The sequence below is a fragment of the Roseofilum sp. SBFL genome, from assembly GCF_017746885.1.
Classification (GTDB): Bacteria; Cyanobacteriota; Cyanobacteriia; order Cyanobacteriales; family Desertifilaceae; genus Roseofilum.
The window spans coordinates 1-22,179 of sequence record NZ_JAGHZH010000112.1; the positions used below are offsets into that span (position 1 = coordinate 1).

The following is a 22,179-nucleotide window of genomic DNA, read 5'->3' on the forward strand; positions in this document are numbered from 1 at the left end:
CAGAATTCGGGGTAAATATTAATGCCATTTGGTATGCCCTCAAACAGATGAAGCAGACGCGAAAAAACAACTCTACGCTACAGCCAAAGGAAACCTCAACAGAGAATTGAATACTTAGAGGAAATTTTTCTCTACCGCCACGAACAATTGAAGGCGCTGAATTGCCATATTGTTTACACTGTGCCCATTTCCCTGATCTATTCTCGCTGGGCAACAGACCTGAAGGATAATTATGATATTCCCCAGGTGTTACCCTCGATTATGGTGCGCCAGAAAAATGACCAACCTTACAATAAAGGCTTGGAGATTTTGCAAAATATTATTCAACTGCGGATTCCTGAGCGTTTGCGCGATACGTTGGTTCCAGAGGTGTTTGAGTCTGAGGAAGTTTTGCAGGACTTGTGTTTAATGAGCGGTGGCTATGTGCGGGATTTGGTACAATTAATGCAGGAAGTGATTAATAAAACTGATACTCTACCCATTCAAGCGCGGGCAGTGCAACGAGCTGTGGATAATTTACGAGATGTCTATCGCCGAGCAGTGGAGGAAAATCAATGGGAGATCTTGCGAGAAGTACATAAGTCAAAAGATATTGAAAATAACCTAATTCAGCGCAGTTTGTTGTTTAGTCGTTGTCTGTTGGAATATCGCTATTTTGATGAAAATGGAGATAAGCAGACTTGGTATGATGTCCATCCGGTACTGTGGAAGGAGTTGGAATGACTAAACCTTGGACAGGTTTTCCAGAGTTAAGTCGTTCGAGCGCAGAAAATGCGGAGGTCATTGCCGATATCCTGCGTGCTTTGCGACGGAAAAAGGGGTTTGGTTTGTTTTTTGTCCAATGTAGTCCGGCTCAAGGAACAGAAGTTATTCGTGCGATTCCAGAGCGTTTACCCCAGAAAGAGATAGTAGAAATTAAGTTGAATCGGGACAGTGAAACCCTCTATCCAGAGTTGCCAGAACGATATCAGACAGAGGGGTTTGAAATTGCCTGCATTAGTGGAGTGGAACAAACCCTATACAGCTATGAAGATACGAAGCGTCTGGCAGGTTGGACTGCTGAGGAAATCTATAACTACAGTTGGAAGGGAGTGCCACCACTGCTGAGTCATTTGAATCGGCAAAGGGAGATGTTTGAAGCACATTTACCCATTCGTCTGGTGTTTCTAGTTCCCTATGAGAAAATTTTAAACACCAAAGAAAAAATCATTAAGCTCGATCAATCAAATGATGTGCTGAAGGAAAGGCTACTTAGAAAACAAGGGCTACTTTTTATAGGAGATCAGAGCTATAGCAACGCCTTGGATTGCTATAAGTATGCTATAGAATTAAAACCAGACTCTTACTATGCTTGGAATAATCAAGGCTTTATCCTTAACAACTTAAAGCGATATAAAGAAGCAATAGAAAGCATAGAATTAAAACAGGACTCTTACGAAGCTTGGAATTACCGAGGTGTTTCCCTGATTGACTCAGGGCGATATGAAGAAGGAATAAAAAGCTGCAATATCGCTCTAGTACTTCAATCAAATTTTCACTATGCTTGGTTTAATAAGGGTAATGCTTTTTATGATTTACAGCAATATGAAAAAGCGATACAACTCTATGATAAAGCTCTAGAATTAAAACCCAATTACTCTTCATTTTGGAATAACCGCGCTCTTGCTCTTGTTAACTTACAACGATATAAAGAAGCAAAAGAGAGTTACGATCGTGCCATAGAATTAGAATTTAACTCTCACGAGAACTGGAATAACCGAGGCGTTGCACTCCTAAAATTACAGCGATATGAAGAAGCAATAGAGAGCTTCGATCGCGCTCTAGAACTGCAACCGTATTTTTACTATGCTTGGGTTAACAAGAATTGGTGTTTATTAAAACGCTTCTTGCATACTCATGGGTTTCCACTCTTGTACTTAAATCGATGTGAATAAATAATAGCAAAATTCGACCATGCTATACAAATTTTACCATACTATTACTATGATTTGATCAAGAGAAAAATGTGTTTATTAAAAGTTTTTTTTGATAGTAACTTTAGGATAGAACAAAAAAATGTTGATTATGAATATGATTATTATTTGCTTGCGATCGCTAAGCTATTATCCAGTGAATACTCTAGATTACTAAATGTTTACTTTTATACCTCGATTTAGCTGCGAGATAACCCTCTATTTTGTGTTTTTGATGGCCTATGAACGAAATTCTGCAAGCTCATAAACGGGAAATTCTGGCGATCGCCTCTCAACCTGGAACCGATAATATTCGATAATCTCATGATCATTACTCCAACCCAACTTTCTCTAGAAGAATTCCTGCAACTGCCTGAAACTCAACCGAGCAGTGAATATATTGATGGACACATTTACACCAAACCCATGCCAAAAGGAAGACACAGTGCCATTCAAACCCGTTTAGTCAGTGCCATTAATCAAGTAGGAACTCCCGGAAAAATTGCCCGCGCCTTTACCGAATTACGCTGTACGTTTGCTGGACGTTCCCTGGTTCCCGATATTAGTGTCTTTACTTGGTCAAGAATTCCCTTAAATCCTCAAGGGGAAATTGAGGATTTGTTTACCTTAGCACCGGATTGGACAATTGAAATTCTCTCGCCAGAACAACCGTCCACACGGGTAATCGATAAAATCCTCTTTTGTTTAGATGAGGGCACAGAACTGGGTTGGTTAATCGATCCTCAAGAGCGGTTAGTGATGTCTTTTTCTCCAGAACAACAACCGCGAATTTATCAAGGTGATACGGTGCTTCCCTGTCTAGACATTTTGCCCGATTTCCAGAGTTCTGGGCAAACCATTTTCAGTTATTTAACTTTGAATTAGTTGATATAGTGCTGCGCGCTAGGGAATAGGGAATAGGGAATGGGGAATAGGTTTCAGTATTGAACCGGAGTCCTAACTTACTCTTTTTCTGCTATACCATTTTTCTTGGTTGATAACAGGTGTAACATCGCGTCCACGAGACGATCGCGCTCCATCGGCATAATGTCCTTACCTTGGAGCATCTCCTGCACGATCATATAGTGAACCAATGCCCCAATCCAAATGCGGGCGGTGGCTTCTGGATCGGGTAAATTGAGTTCCTTAAAACTGGATAAATGGCGGGTGACGGTTTCGATTCCCGGTTTGGCTAAGTGAAGGGCAAAGGTTTGAGCTAATTCGGGAAAGCGCCCAGACTCAGCAATCATCAGGCGGATAAAGTTCTGATAGTCGGTGTCTTCAATTAGATTATCAAGCATCGTATTGGCCATATTTTGCAGAACTTCCCTTAAGTCATGGGTGGGAAACTGCTCAGAAGATGCGAATAAACGAGTAAATTTCTTTTGCGCTAATCGTTGCACGAGCGCCGTAAATAATCCCTGTTTGTCCCCGAAATGACTGTATACCGTGGCTTTTGAGACTCCCGCAGTGGCAGCTACCCGATCCATACTTGTCCCTGCATAGCCATGGGTTAAAAATTCTTGCATGGCTCCGTTGAGAATCTGCTGGGCTTTGTTGGATAAGGGTTTGGCTTGGGGAGAGTCGGTGGACATCATGGAATTTTTCTCCAAATTGGGGATTTCTTTCTTGATTATACTACTCCGTTTAGTCTATACTAAAAGCAAGCTAAACTAAACCGTTTAATTTAGGAGCTAGGATCGTGGTACGCACTGCAATGGGAACCGAATGGAAATCATCCAAAACCGTGGCTCTACTGGCTACTACACTCCTCGCCGTTGGAGGAGTCACCGCCTATTCTTTGGTTGCGCCAAAAACTCTCTTTTCCCAACCGGAACCGCCTCCAGTGGTGGAACTGCCAAAAATTGAAACGGTAACTGCCATTGGTTGGCTCGAACCCAAGGGAGAAGCGATCCAGCTTTCAGCTTCTGAGGCAAACCAAAGCAGCCGAGTTGCCCAACTGCTGGTCAATGAGGGAGACTGGGTAAAGGCGGGTGATGCGATCGCCATTTTAGAGAGTCGCGATCGCCTGGAAGCTGCCGTAGAACAAGCCAGAGCGCAAGTCCAAGTTGCCGAAGCTCGACTCGCTCAAGTCAAAGCTGGAGCCAAAACCGGCGATATTAGCGCCGCTTCTGCTCGGTTTAGCCGCACCCAAGCCGAACTTGAAGGACAAATCATTACCCAACGGGCGGCGATCTCCACTTTAGAAGCCCAACTGCAAGGCGAACAACAAGCCCAAGAAGCCACCCTCAACCGCATCGCCGCCGAACTCAAAGATGCTCAAACCAACTGCCAGCGCTATCAAACCCTCCACACTGATGGAGCCGTATCCGCCCAAGATCGCGATACCATCTGCCTGCAAGCCGACACCACCCAACAACGACTCCAAGAAGCGGAAGCTAACCTCAACCGCATCGTCACCAGTCGCAGCGAACAAATTAACGAAGCGCAAGCCAACCTCAACCGCACCATCAACACCGTAGAACGGCAAATTGAAGAATCCCAAGCCAGTCTCCAAGCGATTTCCGAAGTTCGTCCCGTAGACATCCAACTCGCTCAAGCCGAACTCACCAGCGCCCAAGCCGCCCTTCGCCAAGCTGAAGCCGACTTAGAACTTGCCTATATTAAAACCCCCCAAGAAGGGCGAGTGATGGAAGTTCACACCCGTCCCGGCGAGGCGATCGATCCTGAAGGTATTGTAGAACTCGGACAAACCCAACAAATGAGAGTTGTTGCCGAAGTTTACGATAGCGACGTAGTTAAAATTCGCCCAGGACAAACCGTTCAAGTTACCAGTGACGCATTACCTCAAAATCTAACAGGAACGGTTGCCCAAATCGGCTTAAAAGTGAAACAACAAAGCGCCCTAGACATTGATCCAACCCAAAATGTTGATGCCAGAGTTGTCGAAGTCCAAATTGGCTTAGATCCAGCTTCTAGTGAATTAGCTGCCGGTTTGAGTAACTTGCAAGTTTTGGTGGAGATTGAACTGTAGTGGAGATAGGGGGATGGGGGGATAGGGGAAATTTATGGATACGAATCAGTAACAGAACCGACAACTATTTATTAAAACCCATGAAGATTTGGAGGTTTATCAGATGGCATTTGATGCAGCAATGAATATTTTTGAATTATCTAAACAATTTCCAAAGGAAGAAAGATATTCATTAACAGACCAAATCAGACGCTCTTCTCGTTCTGTCTGTGCCAATTTAGCAGAAGCTTGGCGTAGACGACGTTACCAAGGATCTTTTCTGCTGCGGTTAAATGATGCTGAAGCCGAAGCCGCAGAAACCCAAGTCTGGCTAAAATTTGCAGTCAAATGCCAATATCTCAATGTAGATACAGCCAGAGAACTCTACCGTCAATACAACAAAATTATCGGTTCCATTGTAATCATCGCTAATGATTACAAAAAATGGCTACTAAAACCCAACTAAATTCCCCCTATCCCCCTATCTCCCACAATCATGCTTCGTTTCCTCAAAAACCTAACCCGCAGAACTCCCCTTGGATTTCTCCAACTGAGTCACGATAAAACTCGTCTGTTGATTGCGATTTCTGGTATTGCCTTTGCCGATCTATTAATCTTCATGCAACTGGGATTTCAGGGGGCACTATATAGTAGCAATACTCGCCTACACAATATCTTAAATGCCGATATTGTTCTCATTAGTCCCCAAGCTCGAAATTTAGTCCATTTAAGTACCATTACCCGTCGTCGATTATATCAAGCAATGGATGTTCCTGGAGTGGCTGATGGTCAACCGCTTTATGTGAATATTGCTGATTGGAAAATTCCAGGAATTGGTCGTGAAACTAACATTTTAGTGTTAGGATTTAATCCCGATCGCCCCCCCTTCGATGTTGCGAGTTTAGATAAATACAGTTCTCTCATGAAATTACCGGATACCGTCGTTTTTGACCAAGCGGCGCGAGGCGACTATGGGTATGCCATTGAGCGGGTTTTAGCTGGTGAAAGGGCGGTAACTGAGGTAGAAAATCGTCAGATTGAAATCGCTGGATTGTATGAAATTGGGGCATCTTTTGCCGCTGATGGGACAATTATGACCAGCGATCGCAATTTTCTCCGCCTCTTTTCCCGTCGTCGGGATGCAGGAGGCATTAGTGCGGGTTTACTCTATTTGGAATCAGGAGCCGATCCGCAAGCTGTGGCTAATCTCCTCAAAACCCGATTACCTGCAGATGTGCAAGTGTTAACCCGTGAAGAATTTATCGCCTTTGAAAGAGAGTATTGGTCAGAAAATACTGCCATTGGGTTTGTCTTTCGCCTAGGAGCAGTCATGGGCTTTTTAGTTGGCTTAATTATTGTCTATCAAGTTTTGTCTACGGATGTAGCCGATCGCTTGGGGGAATATGCCACATTTAAAGCGATGGGTTATCAACAAACCTACTTATTAGGGATTGTTTTTGAAGAAGCGATGATTTTAGTAATAGCGGGATTTTTTCCCGGTTTAGCTGTTTCTATGGGCTTGTACCGTCTCACCCGTCAAGCGACAAACTTACCCATGTATATGACTCTTTCTAGAGCAGTGTTTGTCCTAATTCTTACTATTCTGATGTGTTGTTTTTCCGGGGCGATCGCGACGCGGAAACTGCAAGCAGCCGATCCGGCGGATTTGTTCTAGTTTTGATGAAGAGATGCGGGAGTAGGGGAATGGGGAAATTTTTAACGTAGGGGCGGGTTCACCAAGATCTTCGACTCTAAACTAGACGATGAGTGAACCCGCCCTTACACAATTATCAATTATCAGTCAATAACTATCATGACTAAACCTTCTGTGATTACGATTAAAAATCTTGACCATTTTTTTGGGAAAGGGGATCTGCGCAAACAAATCTTATTTGATATTGATCTGGAAATTAAGGCGGGTGAGATTATCATTATGACTGGCCCTTCTGGATCGGGAAAAACCACCTTATTAACCTTAGTGGGAGGACTGCGATCGGTGCAGTCGGGAAGCGTGAACGTTTTGGGGAAAGAATTTTGTGGAGCCTCGGCGCGCAAACTGACAAGAGCCAGACGCAAACATGGCTATATTTTCCAAGCCCATAACTTACATAACAGTTTAACCGCGCTACAAAATGTGCAAATGGGGTTAGAAGTGCATGGAAAATGGTTGCCCAAAGAAATGCAAGAGAGAGCGGCAGCCATGTTAGAACGGGTAGGATTAGGAGATCGTTTGCAGTATTATCCCGATAATTTATCTGGGGGACAAAAACAACGGGTGGCGATCGCCCGCGCTCTGGTTAGCCATCCTCCCCTGGTGCTTGCCGATGAACCGACGGCTGCTCTCGATCGCCAGTCTGGACGTGCTGTCGTGGAATTAATGCAGACTTTAGCCCAGGAACAAAACTGTACAATCCTCATGGTAACCCACGATAATCGGATTTTAGATGTCGCCGATCGCATTATTCACATGGAAGATGGACGGTTATCCAAGAGCGATCGAGCCAGTGAATTACCAATCAAAAGTTAAGATAAGGATCGCAAGACTCAATTGATTGACTCACAACCCTTCCCTAATCCGTGTTGAACCGTTATCCCGCTCTTTCCTTATTTGCGATTCTAGTGGCGATCGCTCCCTTAACTTCCTGTGCCAATAGCTCTGGAGGTAGAAGCCTAGAACAACTGCTTGCCCCCGATCCCCAACTGCAAGCCAATCCCGCATCCCAATCGTCTCCCCAAGCTTCTCCTCCTCCCTCTCCTGCACCGGCTTCTGCCATTGAGCTTCCCGATAATTTTCCTTCAACCATTCCCCAATATCCCAACGCTACCCTAGAATTGGTTTCTCCCCTCACTGCTGCTGAAGAAGGCACGATTACCCGTTGGTTTAGTGCAGACTCCACAACATTAGTCAGACGCTATTACCAACAACAATTAAATGAGCGCAACTGGGAAATTACTAGCACTCCAGATGCACCAGAACTGTCTGCGCGTCTTGAGAGCTTGCAACTTACCCTCAACTTTGCTCCTCCCACTTCTGGACAAACGACGTATACGTTGACTTATCGGATAGACGATGCACCGACGGTGATTAGTTCTCCAACCGTTTCGCCGAATCCTTCACCGACTTCTGAGAATAATGATGCAGAAATCGATGAAATCCTAGACGTTTCTACTCCACTCTCGCCAGGAGTCACAGAATTGATTACTCTCGGCATTACTAATAATTCTTCTACAGAAGCATTTCAACCCAATGAAATCATTACCCGTGGAGACTATGCTCGCTGGTTAATGAATGCCAATAATCAAATCTATGCCGACGATCCAGGTAAACAAATTCGTTTAGCATCTACGACTAGAGATCCCGTTTTTCAAGATGTCCCAAAAAGCGATCCAGATTTTGCTTATATTCAAGGATTAGCAGAAGCCGGATTAATTCCCAGTGCCCTGACAGGAGAAGCAACGGAAACCCGGTTTCGTCCGGATGCGCCCCTGACGAGGGAAAATCTCATTGGCTGGAAAGTGCCTTTAGATACTCGTTCAGCTCTGCCGAAAGCGACGATAGAGGCAGTCAAAGATACTTGGGGATTCCAAGATGCCAGTAAAATTAATAGCCAATTTCTACCGAGTATTTTAGTGGATTTCCGAAATGGAAATAATGCCAACATCAGGCGCGTGTTTGGCTACACAAGGCTATTTCAGCCCCAAAAAACAGTAACCCAGTTGGAAGCAGCAACAGCGCTAACGTATTTTGGAATACAGGGAGAGGGGCGATCGATTAATAATGAATAATGATTCTCCGTGTCTCCCCATTCTCCCACTCCCCCATCTCATCTATGCCTCTCGATCCATCCCTAATCTTATCTTTGCTGCAAGTGAAACGCTCGGAATTTAAGGGCTTAGAGTCCCAAGTTTTTGAGAAACTCCGACCCTATCGCCAAGCCCTTTTGCATCGTTCTAGGGAAGTGGTTGAGCGATGTAAAAGCATTGAGTTAGTGGATGAGCATGATTCCATTTATGCTGAACCATTGGAAAGAGGAGATCGCGGTTGGATCGTGAAATCGAATCTCGTTTGGCAAAATCGAGAACAAAGCTTACAGTGGGTACGCGATCGCCTCACGGGGATTCCCACATTTGCTGTTGATGGTTCCCAAATCTATCCGAGCAAGGACTTTTCCCTACCCATCGCGGTGATTCAAATTGGCTGGTTTGAAAACTTTCATCGTGGAGATGGGGACTATGAAAAAGATATCGCGGTAGATTTAATTACTCCGAATCAATTTGCCGCTTTGGAGAAAGGGGAATCCCTCGATCGCCTTGTCAACCGTCGCCGTTTGGAATTAGAAGTGCGTCGGATCATCGATTATATGCACGTCCACAGCCATCAATCCTCCCGTCTGGTCTTTTATGATGGCTCCCTGATTGCTAGTTTTGCAGAAACCTTCGATCGCCAAACCTATCAGTGTTATCTGAAAGCTTTGCGTCAAGTATTGAGTGCCACTCAACACCATCAAATTCCCCTCGTTGCCTATATCGATACCAGCGCCTCCGAAGATACCACGCAAATGCTGCAACGGGTGTTGGGATTACCTCCCATTTCTGGAGTGAGCGATCCGCAACTCCTTAATCCACTGATGGAATGGGGCGATCGCACGGTTCTCTGTCGCTGTTGTCGTCCTGGTATCCTCCGCGACTATCAAGAGCAAGCGAATCAAGTCACATTTACCTATCTGAAAACCCATGCAGGATACCCAGTGCGCCTGGAATTGCCCTTCTGGATCTTTGAAGCGGGGTTACTGGAGCAAGTGATCGACTGGGTACGCGCAGAAGCTATTATTGGGCGCGGATATCCTTATGTGATCGAAACCGCCGATCAAGTCACCGTTCTCCGCAGTGAAGATCGTAAACTCTTTTACCGCCTCCTCCAAGATTGGGCGGAACAGGAAGAGATCCCGTTTCGACTCTCCCGGAAAATGGTCAGCAAAGCCCACCGGCGTTAGGGTTGAGTCACTCATACTGCTTTAATGGGGATAACCTCCATATAATTTCACTAAAAAATTTTTAATACTTTTTTAATAAACTGATACTAAAAAAGTATTAAAATATCCTATAATCTCGAAAAAAATATAGAAATTGCCGGATTCAATAGTATAAGTCCAATCCTTCGATCCACAATCTTTAGCTTATGTATCTCAAAACAGTCTTTATTCGGTTCTATAAGTCCTTCAATGATGACTTCTTGAGGAAGAATGATGAGCGGGTAAAACCCAAGCCTTGGGAACAAGTAGATGAGACTTTTTATCCATATATCGAAGTTCCTATTGAAGAAAAAATCACGACCATTGTTGGTGCTAATGAATCTGGAAAGTCCCATTTATTAAGTGCCCTTGAAAAAGCGATAACAGGCAAAGAGATTGAACGGAGTGATTTTTGCCGATATTCACCTTTTTTTACGGTTAAACAGAATGAGCTGAAATATCCTGATTTTGGGACTGAATGGACTGGCTTTACTGACGATCAAAAGACAAAGCTTAGAAGAATTATAGCCGGACTTGAGAATGTCAGCTTTGACCGTATTTTTGTATTTCGGGAAAACAGCAATAAAACGACTGTATACTTACGTGAACAAGGGGAATATAAAACTTACAAAGTCGATAAAGATCAAGCCTTGAAATTGCAAGAGATACTGCCTGAAATCCTCAAAATTGAGTCTGATGTTGCACTTCCCTCTAACATTCCTATCAAGAAGTTGGTAGAATTAGGAGATCAAGGCTATTCCCAGGGAAGAAAATTTGAAATTCTAGATCAAAACCAAAGAAATAAAATTGTTGATGCACTTGATATTTTTAATAAAAATCCTGGACTAATCAAAGAGGTTCAGAATATCTTAGGGCCAAATGTAGAAAAGGTTGATGGTCAAGGGCTTGAAGCACTGAAAACTATAGTTTCAGCACTAGATGAAGTTAATTACAGTGAGGCAGAAAAAGAAAAAAGAGAAAAACAATTTGCTCTAGCTTACAAATTAATTTGCAAGATAGCTCAAGTAGACACTAACGCTTTAATCGATTTGACAGAGGCTATCAAAAATGGAATGCAGGGTTATGCAAATGGAATAATTGAAAAAATCAATAGACAACTTGCAATTAATTTAAATTTCCCCAACTATTGGGTTCAAGATCGAAACTTTTGCTTAAAAGTTATTGCCAGAGATTATGATTTAGTATTCACGATAACAGATCGAACAGGAACAGAATACTCTTTTGATGAAAGAAGTCAAGGACTACGGTACTTCCTCAGTTATTTTATTCAATATCGTTCTCATGAAAGTCACTCAGAGAAATCTGAAATCTTATTGATGGACGAGCCTGATGCGTATCTATCTAGCCAAGCTCAACAAGATTTACTGAAGATATTCGATCTGTTTTCAAGCCCTGATGCTAATTCTCACTTAAAACATCCTATTCAAGTTATTTATGTGACTCACTCTCCTTTTTTGATTGATAAAAATCATGGTGAACGAATTCGAGTTCTACAAAAAGGGAATGAAGATGAAGGCACACGAGTTGTTAAGGACGCAGCCAGAAATCATTACGAGCCACTGAGATCCTCAATTGGTCCTTACGTTGGAGAAACTACTTTTATTGGCAACTGCAACTTAATGGTTGAAGGACTCTCTGACCAAATTCTGATTGCAGGAGCTACAACATACTTAAGATCTAGAGATATTTCCAATTTAGAGACTTTAGATTTAAATCAAATTACCATTGTTCCATCAGGTTCAGCTTCTCATATTCCATATCAAGTTTATTTGGCGCGTGGAAGAGATGTAGAACAACCAGCAGTCATTGTTCTACTAGATAGTGACAGTAGTGGAGATGATGCTAAAAAGCATTTGTTAGGTAAAAGAGGTCAACACCGGAAACCTTTACTTAAGGAAGAATTTATTCTTCAGCTTGGTGACCTACGTGATAAGTTTGTTCTGGAAGCAGAAAACATATCAATGAGACTTGAAATAGAAGACATTATTCCATTACCAATTTGCATAGCCGCTACAAAACACTATTTACGGGAATTTTTGCAAATCAATGAGTTGGAAATTGATCGGCTATCCGAAGATGTAGTTCGAGATAAACTGGCAAGTACAACGATCCTTGATGCACTACAGGAAAGTTTTACACAGTCTTCTCAGAATGACTTAAAAATTAATAAAGTGGGATGTGCCCGTAATGTCATTAAGGTTGTAAATGAGTGGGCACAAGCAAAGGAAGTATCAGAAACTCAGAGTAATGCTCTTACAACTTTTGAGAAAAATTTCAGATATCTTTTCAAAAAGCTGAATGAGATGCAACGTTATGCTCAACAGAAGTTAACTGACGAAAAACTGACTCAAAAAATAGAACGTCTTAAGAAAGATTTTAATGCACGGTATCCAATTTCTGCAAAGCGCGAAGATGCAGTTATTTTACTCGATGAAATTGAAAGAATTTTGTATATCAATAAAGAGAATGAATCAAGCAAAGAAATTGAAGCAATTGGAATTGTGATCCAAAATTTACGCCGCCACTTTAAGCTGGATATTGAAATGAATAAATCCATTGATGATTATTCTGGATTTCAATCAGGTTTAGAAAGAATTAAGTATGCTGGATTGTTGGCAAGTCAAGATAAAGAAATCAGTCATGATTCAGTCTTAAATGAAGGTCTTGAGGAAATCCCCAATAAGTCTCAAGCTGATGATACTTCTATTAATAAAAAAGATGATACAAATGAAAATGAAAGCCTGGTTAAAGATAGAAGTTCTCTTGATAAATCAGGAAAAACAAATAGTCAGAAAAAGACAAGACCACGTTAAGTCATCTGAAATTAAGCCAATTCTATAAATTGGGGTTATTTATAGAATTTCTTCTAATCTTTGAACATTCTTTTTGCAAAAATTAAGGATGCGATATAAGGAGTCAGGATGAAAATCGAAGAAAATTTACGGGTTGCTTCTTCTAGACTACACGATAAATTTATACAAAAACTCATCGTTTTCAATCAAGAACCTGAGTTTTCATTAACTGCTTTAATTGAGAACTATGTAATCATGAATTATCCGGTTAAATTAGAGCAAATCAACCAACTCAAATCTTGGTTAGATGAATTTAGACCCTTTGACTGGGCGATCGTGACGGAACTGAAAAAACTCTATGATGTTCAGTTTACCTATAACTCAAATGCCATTGAAGGGAATACGCTAACCCAAAGTGAAACTGAGTTGGTTTTAACGAAGGGAATTACGATTGGGGGTAAGACACTTGATGAGCATTTGGAAGTGATTGGGCATAAAGAAGCGATCGACTATATTGAAATGTTAGCCCAGGTGGATACGGAAATTAATGAATGGGAAATCAAACAAATCCACAATCTAATTCTGCGAAAAATAAACCCCAATGAAGCGGGGAGTTATCGCACTCTAGATGTGATGGCAGCAGGAACGAATTATCGTTATCCTCCCCATTATTTACTGTCTCAACTGATGAGAGATTTTGTGATTTGGCTCAATTCAGACTCAGCTTTAAACCTTCATCCTGTGGAATATGCAACCCAGGTACATTATCGCTTTGTTTCTATCCATCCTTTTCGGGATGGCAATGGACGAACAGCTAGATTATTGATGAATTTACTATTACTTCGTGCAGGATACCCCATTGTTGTCATTCATAATCAAATCCGCAATGATTATATTAATGCTCTGGTGTATGGACAACACAATCAAGATGATTTGAGTCAGCTTTTTGATTTGATTTGTGATGCGACGATTCGCTCACTGGTGGAATTTTTGCAGGTGTTGGTTACGGCAGGTGCGAGTCAAAATAAGGGGCAAATTTTTTATCAGCAAATTACTGATTTTATGGATCGGATGAGTGAATCTCTAGACTAACAGAACAGACATGATGGTTGCTCATCTCTTAGTCTAGATTGGCTACTACGGGAAAATAGTAAAAGGATAGCTCAACTTAGCCAATTCTCCAAGTTCAACTCTTTAATCCGTCTCAAATCTTCATCTCGCGATACTACCGTTAACCCCTTAACGATTGTTGTTTTTGTGCTCGATACAAACCAAAATTATCAATAATGATGGCATCTTGGCGCATAATGAGAGAAACAATATTAGTATCTAACAGATAGCCCATTGCCCTTGATTATCGTCCCTCAATCGCATCAATCAGCTCATCTAATTCCTTGGGACTCATGTCTTTAGCTGCTGTTGCCCAAAGATGCATGGCTATAATACCATTACAGCGATCGCGCAAATCCCGAGCGGCGATCGCCGCAAATGTCTCGAGTAAATGGTTCTCTTCAACCGTTTGAAAAATCGTCTCTACCATTTCCTGAGCGACTAAATCCTGTCGATAAAGCTCTTCGAGCGCCATCAAATCCTCAACAACATCCACAATTCGTTGCTGTACCAATTCCCGATTCTCGGTTACCACAGACATAACTCTTCCCTCCTCATTTTTAACTGATTACACCTTAGATACTCCTAGGGGAAGATGGGGCTTAAAGTTCCTCAAAGCGATACAAAACCACCCCTGTTTGAGGATGATTATCTACCGTCACATAACCCTTTTTCAACATCTCCAGTAACAGGCTTTCTACCTCATCAAAATCTAAACCCGTATCTACCACTGCTTGGGTTACAGAAATCTCTCCTCCTCGTGCAGCAGCCGCTTTGACTAATTTCACCTTAGTGGGTTCTGGCGCTTGTTTTTCAGTCACCTCCACTACTTCACAGGGAATTGTCTGAGGACTCAACGGTATACCTGTTGGAGATAAACCATGTTTGAGCCGATATTTGAGGTTATATTCATCAACCATACCGGGAATAAAGATCAAGTCAATAAATTGACCGATCCCAAACAAGCCGAATGTACAGCACCAGAGAATACCTGTAGCGATCTTGCCATTATACAGGCGATGAATACCATTGGCTCCAAACATGCCGAGGAGCCAGAGTAGATAGGTTGTGCTAACCTTATTCATGGGTTGAGTATGGCGAGTATTTTGGGAGCAAAACTTGTGGTTTATCTTATGCTAGCACGAGAAAGAGTGAGAAGTGAGGAGCGATCGCGGCGATCGCTCCTCACTCCTTTATGCTCGTCCTTTAAGATACGCTATAATACTCAGTCTTGGGATAAACACTGATAATCAGATCGCCCACTTCAAAGAACAAACCTTCTTTTTCCGACTTAGAAAACTTCAGATCCCCTGATTTAGCTGAGAGTTCATCGGCAGTATAGGCAACAGCTTCTAACTCATCCGGAATGAGTCCTGTTGCACCAATATGAAACACCAACGGCGAAATCTTGTCTCGATAAAGGGTTTCTAAGGCTTGATTAACCTTCCTCAATCCTCCAGTCAAGTCCTCCACAAATTGCTCGGTTTCCACCGTTTCCCCTTGCCATTTTTTCTCCAGTGAGCTAACTAAATCAGCCGCACCTAACTCCTGCAAAAGTTCAGTTACACTGCCATTTTTTTCCAAGCCCAGAAATTCATCAAAAATGGGCTTCATCAAGTCATCCACCTTCGTCACTTTTGTGCGCTTCGATAACGTTTTGTGACCAACTACTACCGCTCCATCTAGAGTGCGATCGAACGTTGGCTTATCTAACTTTTCTCCCGTTTGGCGATCGCAGACTTCATAAAACCGATCTAAAAACTTGTTGGCTGAATGCAATTGACCTAAATTGAGAATTTCACAATTGCCTAACTCAATTTTATAACTCACCCGGGAATCCACTTTACCGGTATTCAAGGCTTCTTCTAGATCGGAATATTCGGTAGTCGTGGGTAAATTTAGATACAAACTTTTGGATAAATAATGCTCTTTCAAGGCAGCCAGTTGATCGGCGGTATACGTCTCAGAAACTTCTTTCAGATGGGCAGACAAGAGACTCGATAATACCCGCAAAATAGCTAATCGAGAAAAAATTCCCTGCACTTGAGTATAATCGGCGGCCATGGGCACAATCGGTAACTGGGTTAAGTCGATTTCGTATTCTGTGTTAAAATCAAATTGGTCGGCATCAGTCAACAGATTCTGTTCTTTGAAGACTTTAAAGACTTTGGCATTACTAAATTTTACCTTTAAAGTCTCAACATTTAACTCCCCATCTCCAACTAGAGTATAGTTGTTATAAGACTTCAAGTCATTGAGCAGAATCCCGGCAACTTCTGCGATCGGGGTTTTATCCTCAGATTTAACTAATTTTACTGGACGGGTAATCAGTAAATTGATGGTTGCGGTATTGCGGTTAATGTCAAATGACCCCATTTGCACATAGTCGCCACTGTCCACATATTCGGTTTTCAGCCAAGGTTTGACCAAGTTCCCCTCTGCATCTCGCTGTCCAGGAATGCGCTTCACTCCTCGGCGCTGATAATGATCTTGGAGATGTTTGAGATTGAGGATGATTGGGTCTTTATGGGTCTCGAATAACTGAATCAGCTCTAAAATCGGTAAGTTTTTGTTGATGGGAACTTCAGAAAGGATCTCGCGATCGCTTAAACTCTGAGGATCGTAGATGGCTTTGTCTAAGTCTTGGGAAAATTCCACCAGTTGGCTATTGGTGATGGCTTTACCGTGACGCTGAGATAAGGTGGCATCAAAGGTGCTGACGAGGGCATATTTAGCCAGGTTTAAGTTCCCATCAATGAGTTGCGCTTTGGCAAAGGTAAATACGGATTCATCGGTTTGCGCTAGGGGGATATCGCTTAATTGCTCAAATTCGGCTTCGGTGAGTTTTTGATATTTATAGAAAATACCATCATCATCGGGTTTAAGCCCCAAAATTTTCAGTTTTCCAGCATTGCCATTGAGCTTACGAGCACTGTGGGAGAGGAAGAGTTGATAGTCATATTCTTTGAAGAGGGGTTCTTCGATCGCTTGGCCGATCGCCTCCCCTAAAACCTTGGACGTGTTGTACAGTGAATCATAGACCTGTTTCACTGTGCCCGCTTGGACGCAAGTTCCAGACACCAGGTTGGCTAAACGGGAGAGTAACTTAAAGTCGGAACTGGCAGAATAGGCGATCGCGTTCAGAAAAACGTTATTCTGGTTCAGATTCTGACAAATTTGTTCTAAGCTTGCCACTTCTGAGCGCACATTCGGATGATTCGCATAACCATCACTATGCAGGGTAATGCCCGTTAGCTCATCCGGTTGAATTAACTCAGTTGCCAGTTGCAGCGCTTGGGAAATGCAGGTTGCACCAGAAACGCGAATGTTTTGAATGTCCTGAATATACGAAGAATTGAGCTTCATCACCTCTTGAATGGGGACGCGCTGGAAGTGCGAGATCAAATTTCCTTGGGAAGAATAGGAAATCAGGGTGACCACCAGTTGGGAATGGGTGTATTCTTCTAGGGTGAGGAGCTTGATTAGAGTTTCCTTGAGGGGGTTGATGTCATGGTACATTGAGCCGGAGCGATCGATGACAATAATACTATGGGCGATCGCCTCCACTGCTTCCGTATTCGAGTTCTCGTCCTTCTCACTTAACGGTTGGCGATCGACCCGATAATAAGCCTTTGGCTCACCTGCTTGGTTGTAGAGGACAAACTTAGTTGTCGGTGCAGGGATCAATTCAGCAGCGTTCTTAACCATAGGTTATCCAAGCCTCTTGCATCATTACCTCCCTATTCTAATTGATGTTGATTATTTTGTCAACTTAGCCATTGATTGGGCGGGTATCGTAGGCACTTCTTTTCAAGTTCTTCTGCCCACTCATTTCTGATATCAAGTCCGAGTAATCAGGAATATCTCCAATTATTCCCGACACTCCACAACTAACGTAATTTGTCTGCTTCTCGTTGAGCTGCTTGGCTATTCTCTTGATAGCGAATAGTTCGGTCTTGGGCAATCTGATACCGGTCATCAGAAGCCGATACTTGAGCCATCAAATCACTCGCTTGCTGCCATTTTTCGGCTAAGGCTAACCATTCCTCCTCTGTTTGTGCCGTCAGTCCCTCATTCGCCGCAGCTTGAGCTAGACGTACCGCCTCCGGAAAAGGGTCAGCAGTAGGAGCATCGGCAGTAGTAGGAGTAGCAGTAGATGGAGTCGAGGGGTTAGTTCCTGCCACTGGTGGAGTATCAGAATTAGAATCCTTGGGTGTTCCCCACCAAGACAGAACTCCTAATCCAGCCAAAACCAGGACACCACTAAATATAGCGCCACCGATAATGCCTCGACGGAATTGGCGCTGTTCCCGTGTTAACTGGGAGGGGGTATAATTCGGGAGGGGAGTCTTCCGCTTGCGAAAGGACTGAGCCTGGCGGTTATAAGACCATTGTGTTAATAATCCAGGTTTTCTGAGTACAATGAGTTCTGACCAAAGCAGTTGACCCTCTGGATCTTGCTGAATTTCTTCTAACCACAACAGTTGTTGCTCGCGCACCAGGCGACTATTGATATTCACGCGCCGAATATGGCGAGGAGCAATTTCCTCTAAAATCATGGTGACCTTCTCCACCACTGGGGTTTGTTCCAATTGACCCTCTGTTTCTCCCTCACATAACAGTTGTAGAATCCCCCGGTCTAAAACTGCCCTAGTACGAATCCCTGAGTTAGCCAGCTTTTCATTCAATACCTGAATAATAGCGGCAACGCTACCCTGGCGAGCTTGCTGAAAAATATTATCCATCGGATCGACCCTCTGTCCTGTTGGCGTAAACCCTGGTGGAGCATCAAAGATATTGTTTTTCATTGTGGTTGGCGTGGACTCATTTTCAAGGAACCTGACTTGCCGTAAATCATACTTCAATCTGGCTGCCAACGTCATTAACGTCTGTGTCAACTGGGGATTTTAGGGAGCGATCGCCTCCAATACCCCATTCCCCTTCTACCAGCACTATACCCATGACCACAATTGCGTATAATCTGTAAGGAAATCTTAGGATAGCTACTTATTTCTGAGTGCAGCTTAAAATCAGAACAAGTTAAGTTAAGATTTCTACGATCGCAAACTCCTTTCCTATCTCTCCTAGCTCGATCGGGGAGAGAGTCAACCGCCCACTTTAGAAACCTACTTTAGCAATGCCCCGGATATTAGTCATCGATGACGATCCCGCAATCTCAGAATTAGTTGCTGTCAACCTGGAAATGGCTGGCTATGATGTCAGTCAAGCACCTGATGGCATTAAAGGCCAAGCCCTGGCGATTCAATTACTTCCAGATATGATTGTACTGGACTTAATGCTGCCTAAAGTTGATGGATTTACCGTCTGTCAACGTCTGCGTCGAGACGATCGCACTGCCGATATCCCCATCTTGATGTTAACTGCCCTCAGCCAAACCCAAGACAAGGTAGAAGGTTTTAATGCCGGTGCAGATGATTATCTCACCAAACCCTTTGAAATTGAGGAGATGTTAGCACGGGTGCGGGCCCTCCTGCGACGTACCGATCGCATTCCCCAAGCAGCTAAACACAGTGAAATTCTCAACTATGGTCCCCTTACTCTGATTCCAGAGCGCTTTGAGGTCATTTGGTTTGATACGACTGTTAAACTCACCCATTTGGAGTTTGAGTTACTTCACTGTCTTCTCCAGCGCCATGGGCAAACCGTTTCTCCGAGTGAAATCCTCAAGGAGGTTTGGGGATACGATCCCGATGATGATATTGAAACCATTCGGGTTCACGTTCGCCATCTGAGAACCAAATTAGAACCCGATCCCCGTCATCCGCGCTATATCAAAACAGTTTACGGTGCAGGTTATTGTTTGGAGTTACCTTCAACTAAATCAGAAGCTTCTTAACACTCGATCAACCTACAAGAGTGGGTTCAGCCTAGGGTTAACCCATTCAACTGTAGGATTGATCGGCACCCACGCAGAGAAATTGGGTTTCTGAGAGAAGTGATGATTGTCAGGTAATATGCCTAGGAGGAAGCTGAGTTCTGTCAACTGATCTAATGCATTTTGAAAGTCATTTACTGAATTAATAGAGGTGCCCTTAAGTCTTTAAGAATTGAATTGATATGTCAAACTCCCGTAATCCCGTAGTGCTAATTCATGGCATTTTTCGTAAAGCCTATGTGTTTAACCGCATGGAAAAATACCTGAAAGAGCGCGGATGGGAAGTCCATCGGTTTGATCTGGTACCCAATACCTCAATTGTGGGATTAGATCGACTTGCCCTACAAATTAAAACCTATGTCGATGAACACTTTGCCCCCGATCAACCCATTGATTTAGTCGGTTTGAGCATGGGTGGCTTAGTTAGTCGCTATTATGTCCAGCGCTTGGGGGGACTGGAGAGGATTCAACGATTTATTACCATTTCTTCTCCCCATCATGGGACTTATCTGGCTTATTTACTGCCGTTTATTGGTTGTGTACAAATGCGTCCGGGGAGTGAATTTTTAGTCGATTTAAATGCAGAGGTGCAGCAGTTAGAGCAAGTCAAGTTTAGTTCTCTCTGGACTCCCTACGATTTTGTCATTGTACCAGCAAAAAGTTCGCAAATGCCTGTGGGAAAAAATGTTAAACTGTGTGTATTCCCCCATGCGATGATGGTACGCAGCCACAGTACGTTGGTTACCGTAGAAAAAGCGCTGACGGATAAACGGTAAGAGCGCATTACTAACACGCCTGGCAAAGACTTCGCTCCAATTGAATAGCTGCGATCGCCATAACTATGGGATAAACAACCCCCGTCTGGGCGATCGCTGTAGAAAATTATCCTCAGTCGAGGGTGAGGACAATTTTCCCCATGAATTGTTTTTCCAGAAACATTTCTTGGGCCCGAGCGATTTGCTCTAAGGGAAAGGTTGATGCCACAAGAGGGCGAATCTGTCCCGTTTCAATAGACTTAATCAGGTTAGAAAAAACAGATGGCTCCAATTGGGTGCAACCAAAAAACGTCCACTGTATATTGGGCAAATCCTCCGTCACACTCCGACCCGAAATACCACGAAGAAGATAAGGATTTCCCGTTAGCCTCGACTAAACAAGGTTCGACCAAAACGCGATCGCCTCTCGCTTGTTTGTATTGTATCGCCAAACAAAACAGTAGGGGTAATTCATGAATTACCCCTACTCGATTAGGATCTAACCTAATCTAAATGCTCAGAATGGAGAAACTACACCAGAGCAAAGGACTGACTAAAGTCAACGCTGGCAAAAGCAGTTGCACCAACAGCAAAGGCTTGAGAGCCAATATTGCCGCCGACAAAGATACTACTCATGACAGAAACATTACCCGTAATATTCACTTGAATGTCAGCGGTGCTAAAGCTGAGTTGCTCAGGCGCTACGCCATTGACGATACCGAGAACGGAGGTTACACCATTATTGGTTACCTCGATAATGGTATTGCCGTTGACTACGGTGAACGTCAGGTCATTGGGAGTAATTCCACCGGTCAAGCCAATAGTATCGCCTTCGCGGTAGTCTAACATCAGGTCGGCTTCGGCTGCTGTTGTGGCTGCGGTTCCAGTGCGCAGAACGAAGACATCATTACCTGCGCCACCGATGAGGGTATCTGTACCAGCATCACCACTGATAACATCATCGCCATCACCCCCATTGATCAGATCATTTCCTTGACCGCCAAAGATGTTGTCATTATCTGCGCCACCGTCGATGGAGTCATTGTCTTGGCCGCCATTGAGTTGGTCTTCGCCAGCATCTCCATTTACGATATCATTGCCGCGATCGCCTGAACCCATATCGTTACCATCGCCACCACTGACCGTATCATCCCCTTGTCCGCCGTAACAAGTATCATTACCGGCACCACCGTTAACCGTATCTTCACCTTGGTTACCATTGGCAGAATCATCCCCTGCACCAGCATTAATTTGATCGTCACCTTGTAAACCAAGAACCACATCAGCTCCAGCCGTACCGACTACCACATCATTACCAATGCTCACGTTAAACTCAGTGGTGACTTCAACGGAGACATTGGTGGTAGTTGTGGTTGAACTTGGAGGCGCAACAGGATCAGTAAATGTACCTGAACCAGAAGCTGGGGGTTGAGGGTTGGGGAACGCGGCGAGAATTTCTGCACTCGTTAAATTCCCGACTTGTTCAACCACACCTGCTCCTCCAGAATTACTGGTGAAGGAGAAGAAGCTCAAGGGGTGACAAGGCAGCTCAAAGGTCGCTATAGCGACCTTTTTCGGTGGTATTTTGCTGAAAACCTCAACGGAAAGCTGGCGAGACTCCTGCGGAGTCGCTTCGCGAACGCTAAAAGAGGTAAAGTGGTCTGGTA

General features: G+C 43.5%; 20 protein-coding genes and 2 pseudogenes. 14 read left to right on the plus strand and 8 right to left on the minus strand.

What is annotated here, in order from left to right; genetic code table 11:
* From J7545_RS24050 to J7545_RS12430, 4 genes and pseudogenes are all read left to right on the plus strand, one after another.
* A pseudogene (locus J7545_RS24050) lies at positions 1 to 126 on the plus strand (IS630 transposase-related protein); the annotation flags it as partial.
* A 54-nt stretch (positions 127 to 180) separates the two neighbouring features.
* Positions 181 to 723 carry a hypothetical protein gene (locus J7545_RS12420; RefSeq protein ID WP_318700684.1) on the plus strand — a complete coding sequence of 181 codons (543 nt, stop codon included), beginning with the start codon at positions 181 to 183 and terminating at the stop codon, positions 721 to 723.
* Entirely contained in the window at positions 720 to 1,934 is a 1,215-nt protein-coding gene (locus J7545_RS12425; protein ID WP_318700685.1) for a tetratricopeptide repeat protein, read from the plus strand. Before J7545_RS12420 ends, J7545_RS12425 begins: the two co-directional genes overlap by 4 nt.
* Before the next feature lie 342 nt (positions 1,935 to 2,276).
* Entirely contained in the window at positions 2,277 to 2,837 is a 561-nt protein-coding gene (locus J7545_RS12430) for a Uma2 family endonuclease (protein ID WP_318700686.1), read from the plus strand.
* Between the two features lie 77 nt (positions 2,838 to 2,914).
* Here J7545_RS12430 and J7545_RS12435 read toward each other — a convergent pair whose 3' ends face one another.
* Positions 2,915 to 3,550, minus strand: a complete 636-nt coding sequence (locus J7545_RS12435) for a TetR/AcrR family transcriptional regulator (RefSeq protein ID WP_318700687.1) — start codon at positions 3,548 to 3,550, stop codon at positions 2,915 to 2,917.
* A gap of 104 nt (positions 3,551 to 3,654) precedes the next feature.
* On the opposite strand from J7545_RS12435, the gene J7545_RS12440 reads away from it, so the two are divergent.
* From J7545_RS12440 to J7545_RS12475, 8 genes are all read left to right on the plus strand, one after another.
* A complete protein-coding gene (locus tag J7545_RS12440; protein ID WP_318700688.1) occupies positions 3,655 to 4,947 on the plus strand; it encodes an HlyD family efflux transporter periplasmic adaptor subunit in 1,293 nt (430 codons plus the stop codon).
* Between the two features lie 70 nt (positions 4,948 to 5,017).
* Positions 5,018 to 5,392, plus strand: coding sequence for a four helix bundle protein (locus J7545_RS12445; RefSeq protein WP_413038713.1), 375 nt, complete (start codon positions 5,018 to 5,020; stop codon positions 5,390 to 5,392).
* Positions 5,393 to 5,422: 30 nt separating this feature from the next.
* Entirely contained in the window at positions 5,423 to 6,601 is a 1,179-nt protein-coding gene (gene devC / locus J7545_RS12450; RefSeq protein ID WP_318700690.1) for an ABC transporter permease DevC, read from the plus strand.
* A 138-nt stretch (positions 6,602 to 6,739) separates the two neighbouring features.
* Complete coding sequence (locus J7545_RS12455; RefSeq protein WP_318700691.1) at positions 6,740 to 7,453, plus strand: DevA family ABC transporter ATP-binding protein; 714 nt, start codon at positions 6,740 to 6,742, stop codon at positions 7,451 to 7,453.
* 50 nt (positions 7,454 to 7,503) lie between these two features.
* On the plus strand, positions 7,504 to 8,712 hold the full coding sequence (locus tag J7545_RS12460) for an S-layer homology domain-containing protein (RefSeq protein ID WP_318700692.1): 1,209 nt from the start codon (positions 7,504 to 7,506) through the stop codon (positions 8,710 to 8,712).
* 44 nt (positions 8,713 to 8,756) lie between these two features.
* The gene (locus J7545_RS12465; protein ID WP_318700693.1) at positions 8,757 to 9,920 is read left to right on the plus strand and encodes a DNA double-strand break repair nuclease NurA; all 1,164 of its coding nucleotides are present in this window, start codon (positions 8,757 to 8,759) and stop codon (positions 9,918 to 9,920) included.
* 185 nt (positions 9,921 to 10,105) lie between these two features.
* Positions 10,106 to 12,772, plus strand: coding sequence for an AAA family ATPase (locus tag J7545_RS12470; RefSeq protein ID WP_318719618.1), 2,667 nt, complete (start codon positions 10,106 to 10,108; stop codon positions 12,770 to 12,772).
* Between the two features lie 108 nt (positions 12,773 to 12,880).
* Entirely contained in the window at positions 12,881 to 13,843 is a 963-nt protein-coding gene (locus J7545_RS12475) for a Fic family protein (RefSeq protein ID WP_318700695.1), read from the plus strand.
* 262 nt (positions 13,844 to 14,105) lie between these two features.
* Here the strand turns inward: J7545_RS12475 and J7545_RS12480 are convergent, their stop codons facing one another.
* From J7545_RS12480 to J7545_RS12495, 4 genes are all read right to left on the minus strand, one after another.
* Positions 14,106 to 14,402, minus strand: coding sequence for a hypothetical protein (locus tag J7545_RS12480; RefSeq protein ID WP_318700696.1), 297 nt, complete (start codon positions 14,400 to 14,402; stop codon positions 14,106 to 14,108).
* A 61-nt stretch (positions 14,403 to 14,463) separates the two neighbouring features.
* Positions 14,464 to 14,946 (minus strand): TM2 domain-containing protein, encoded by a 483-nt coding sequence (locus tag J7545_RS12485; RefSeq protein ID WP_318700697.1) that lies wholly within the window; start codon positions 14,944 to 14,946, stop codon positions 14,464 to 14,466.
* A gap of 121 nt (positions 14,947 to 15,067) precedes the next feature.
* Positions 15,068 to 17,569, minus strand: coding sequence for a vWA domain-containing protein (locus J7545_RS12490; protein ID WP_318700698.1), 2,502 nt, complete (start codon positions 17,567 to 17,569; stop codon positions 15,068 to 15,070).
* 182 nt (positions 17,570 to 17,751) lie between these two features.
* Positions 17,752 to 18,669, minus strand: a complete 918-nt coding sequence (locus tag J7545_RS12495) for a hypothetical protein (RefSeq protein WP_318719619.1) — start codon at positions 18,667 to 18,669, stop codon at positions 17,752 to 17,754.
* Between the two features lie 329 nt (positions 18,670 to 18,998).
* On the opposite strand from J7545_RS12495, the gene J7545_RS12500 reads away from it, so the two are divergent.
* Together J7545_RS12500 and J7545_RS12505 are read left to right on the plus strand one after the other, a co-directional pair.
* The gene (locus J7545_RS12500) at positions 18,999 to 19,718 is read left to right on the plus strand and encodes a response regulator transcription factor (RefSeq protein ID WP_271938546.1); all 720 of its coding nucleotides are present in this window, start codon (positions 18,999 to 19,001) and stop codon (positions 19,716 to 19,718) included.
* 221 nt (positions 19,719 to 19,939) lie between these two features.
* Positions 19,940 to 20,533: an esterase/lipase family protein gene (locus tag J7545_RS12505; RefSeq protein ID WP_318700700.1), complete on the plus strand. Its 594-nt coding sequence runs from the start codon at positions 19,940 to 19,942 to the stop codon at positions 20,531 to 20,533.
* Between the two features lie 112 nt (positions 20,534 to 20,645).
* Here the strand turns inward: J7545_RS12505 and J7545_RS12510 are convergent, their stop codons facing one another.
* The 3 genes and pseudogenes from J7545_RS12510 to J7545_RS12515 all read right to left on the minus strand — a co-directional run.
* Positions 20,646 to 20,855, minus strand: a complete 210-nt coding sequence (locus J7545_RS12510; protein ID WP_413038712.1) for a zinc-binding dehydrogenase — start codon at positions 20,853 to 20,855, stop codon at positions 20,646 to 20,648.
* A pseudogene (locus J7545_RS24055) lies at positions 20,827 to 20,937 on the minus strand (alcohol dehydrogenase); the annotation flags it as partial. The pseudogene J7545_RS24055 and the gene J7545_RS12510, both read right to left, overlap by 29 nt.
* Before the next feature lie 106 nt (positions 20,938 to 21,043).
* The coding region (locus J7545_RS12515; RefSeq protein WP_318719620.1) for a calcium-binding protein at positions 21,044 to 22,179 on the minus strand (1,136 nt) is incomplete at its 5' end.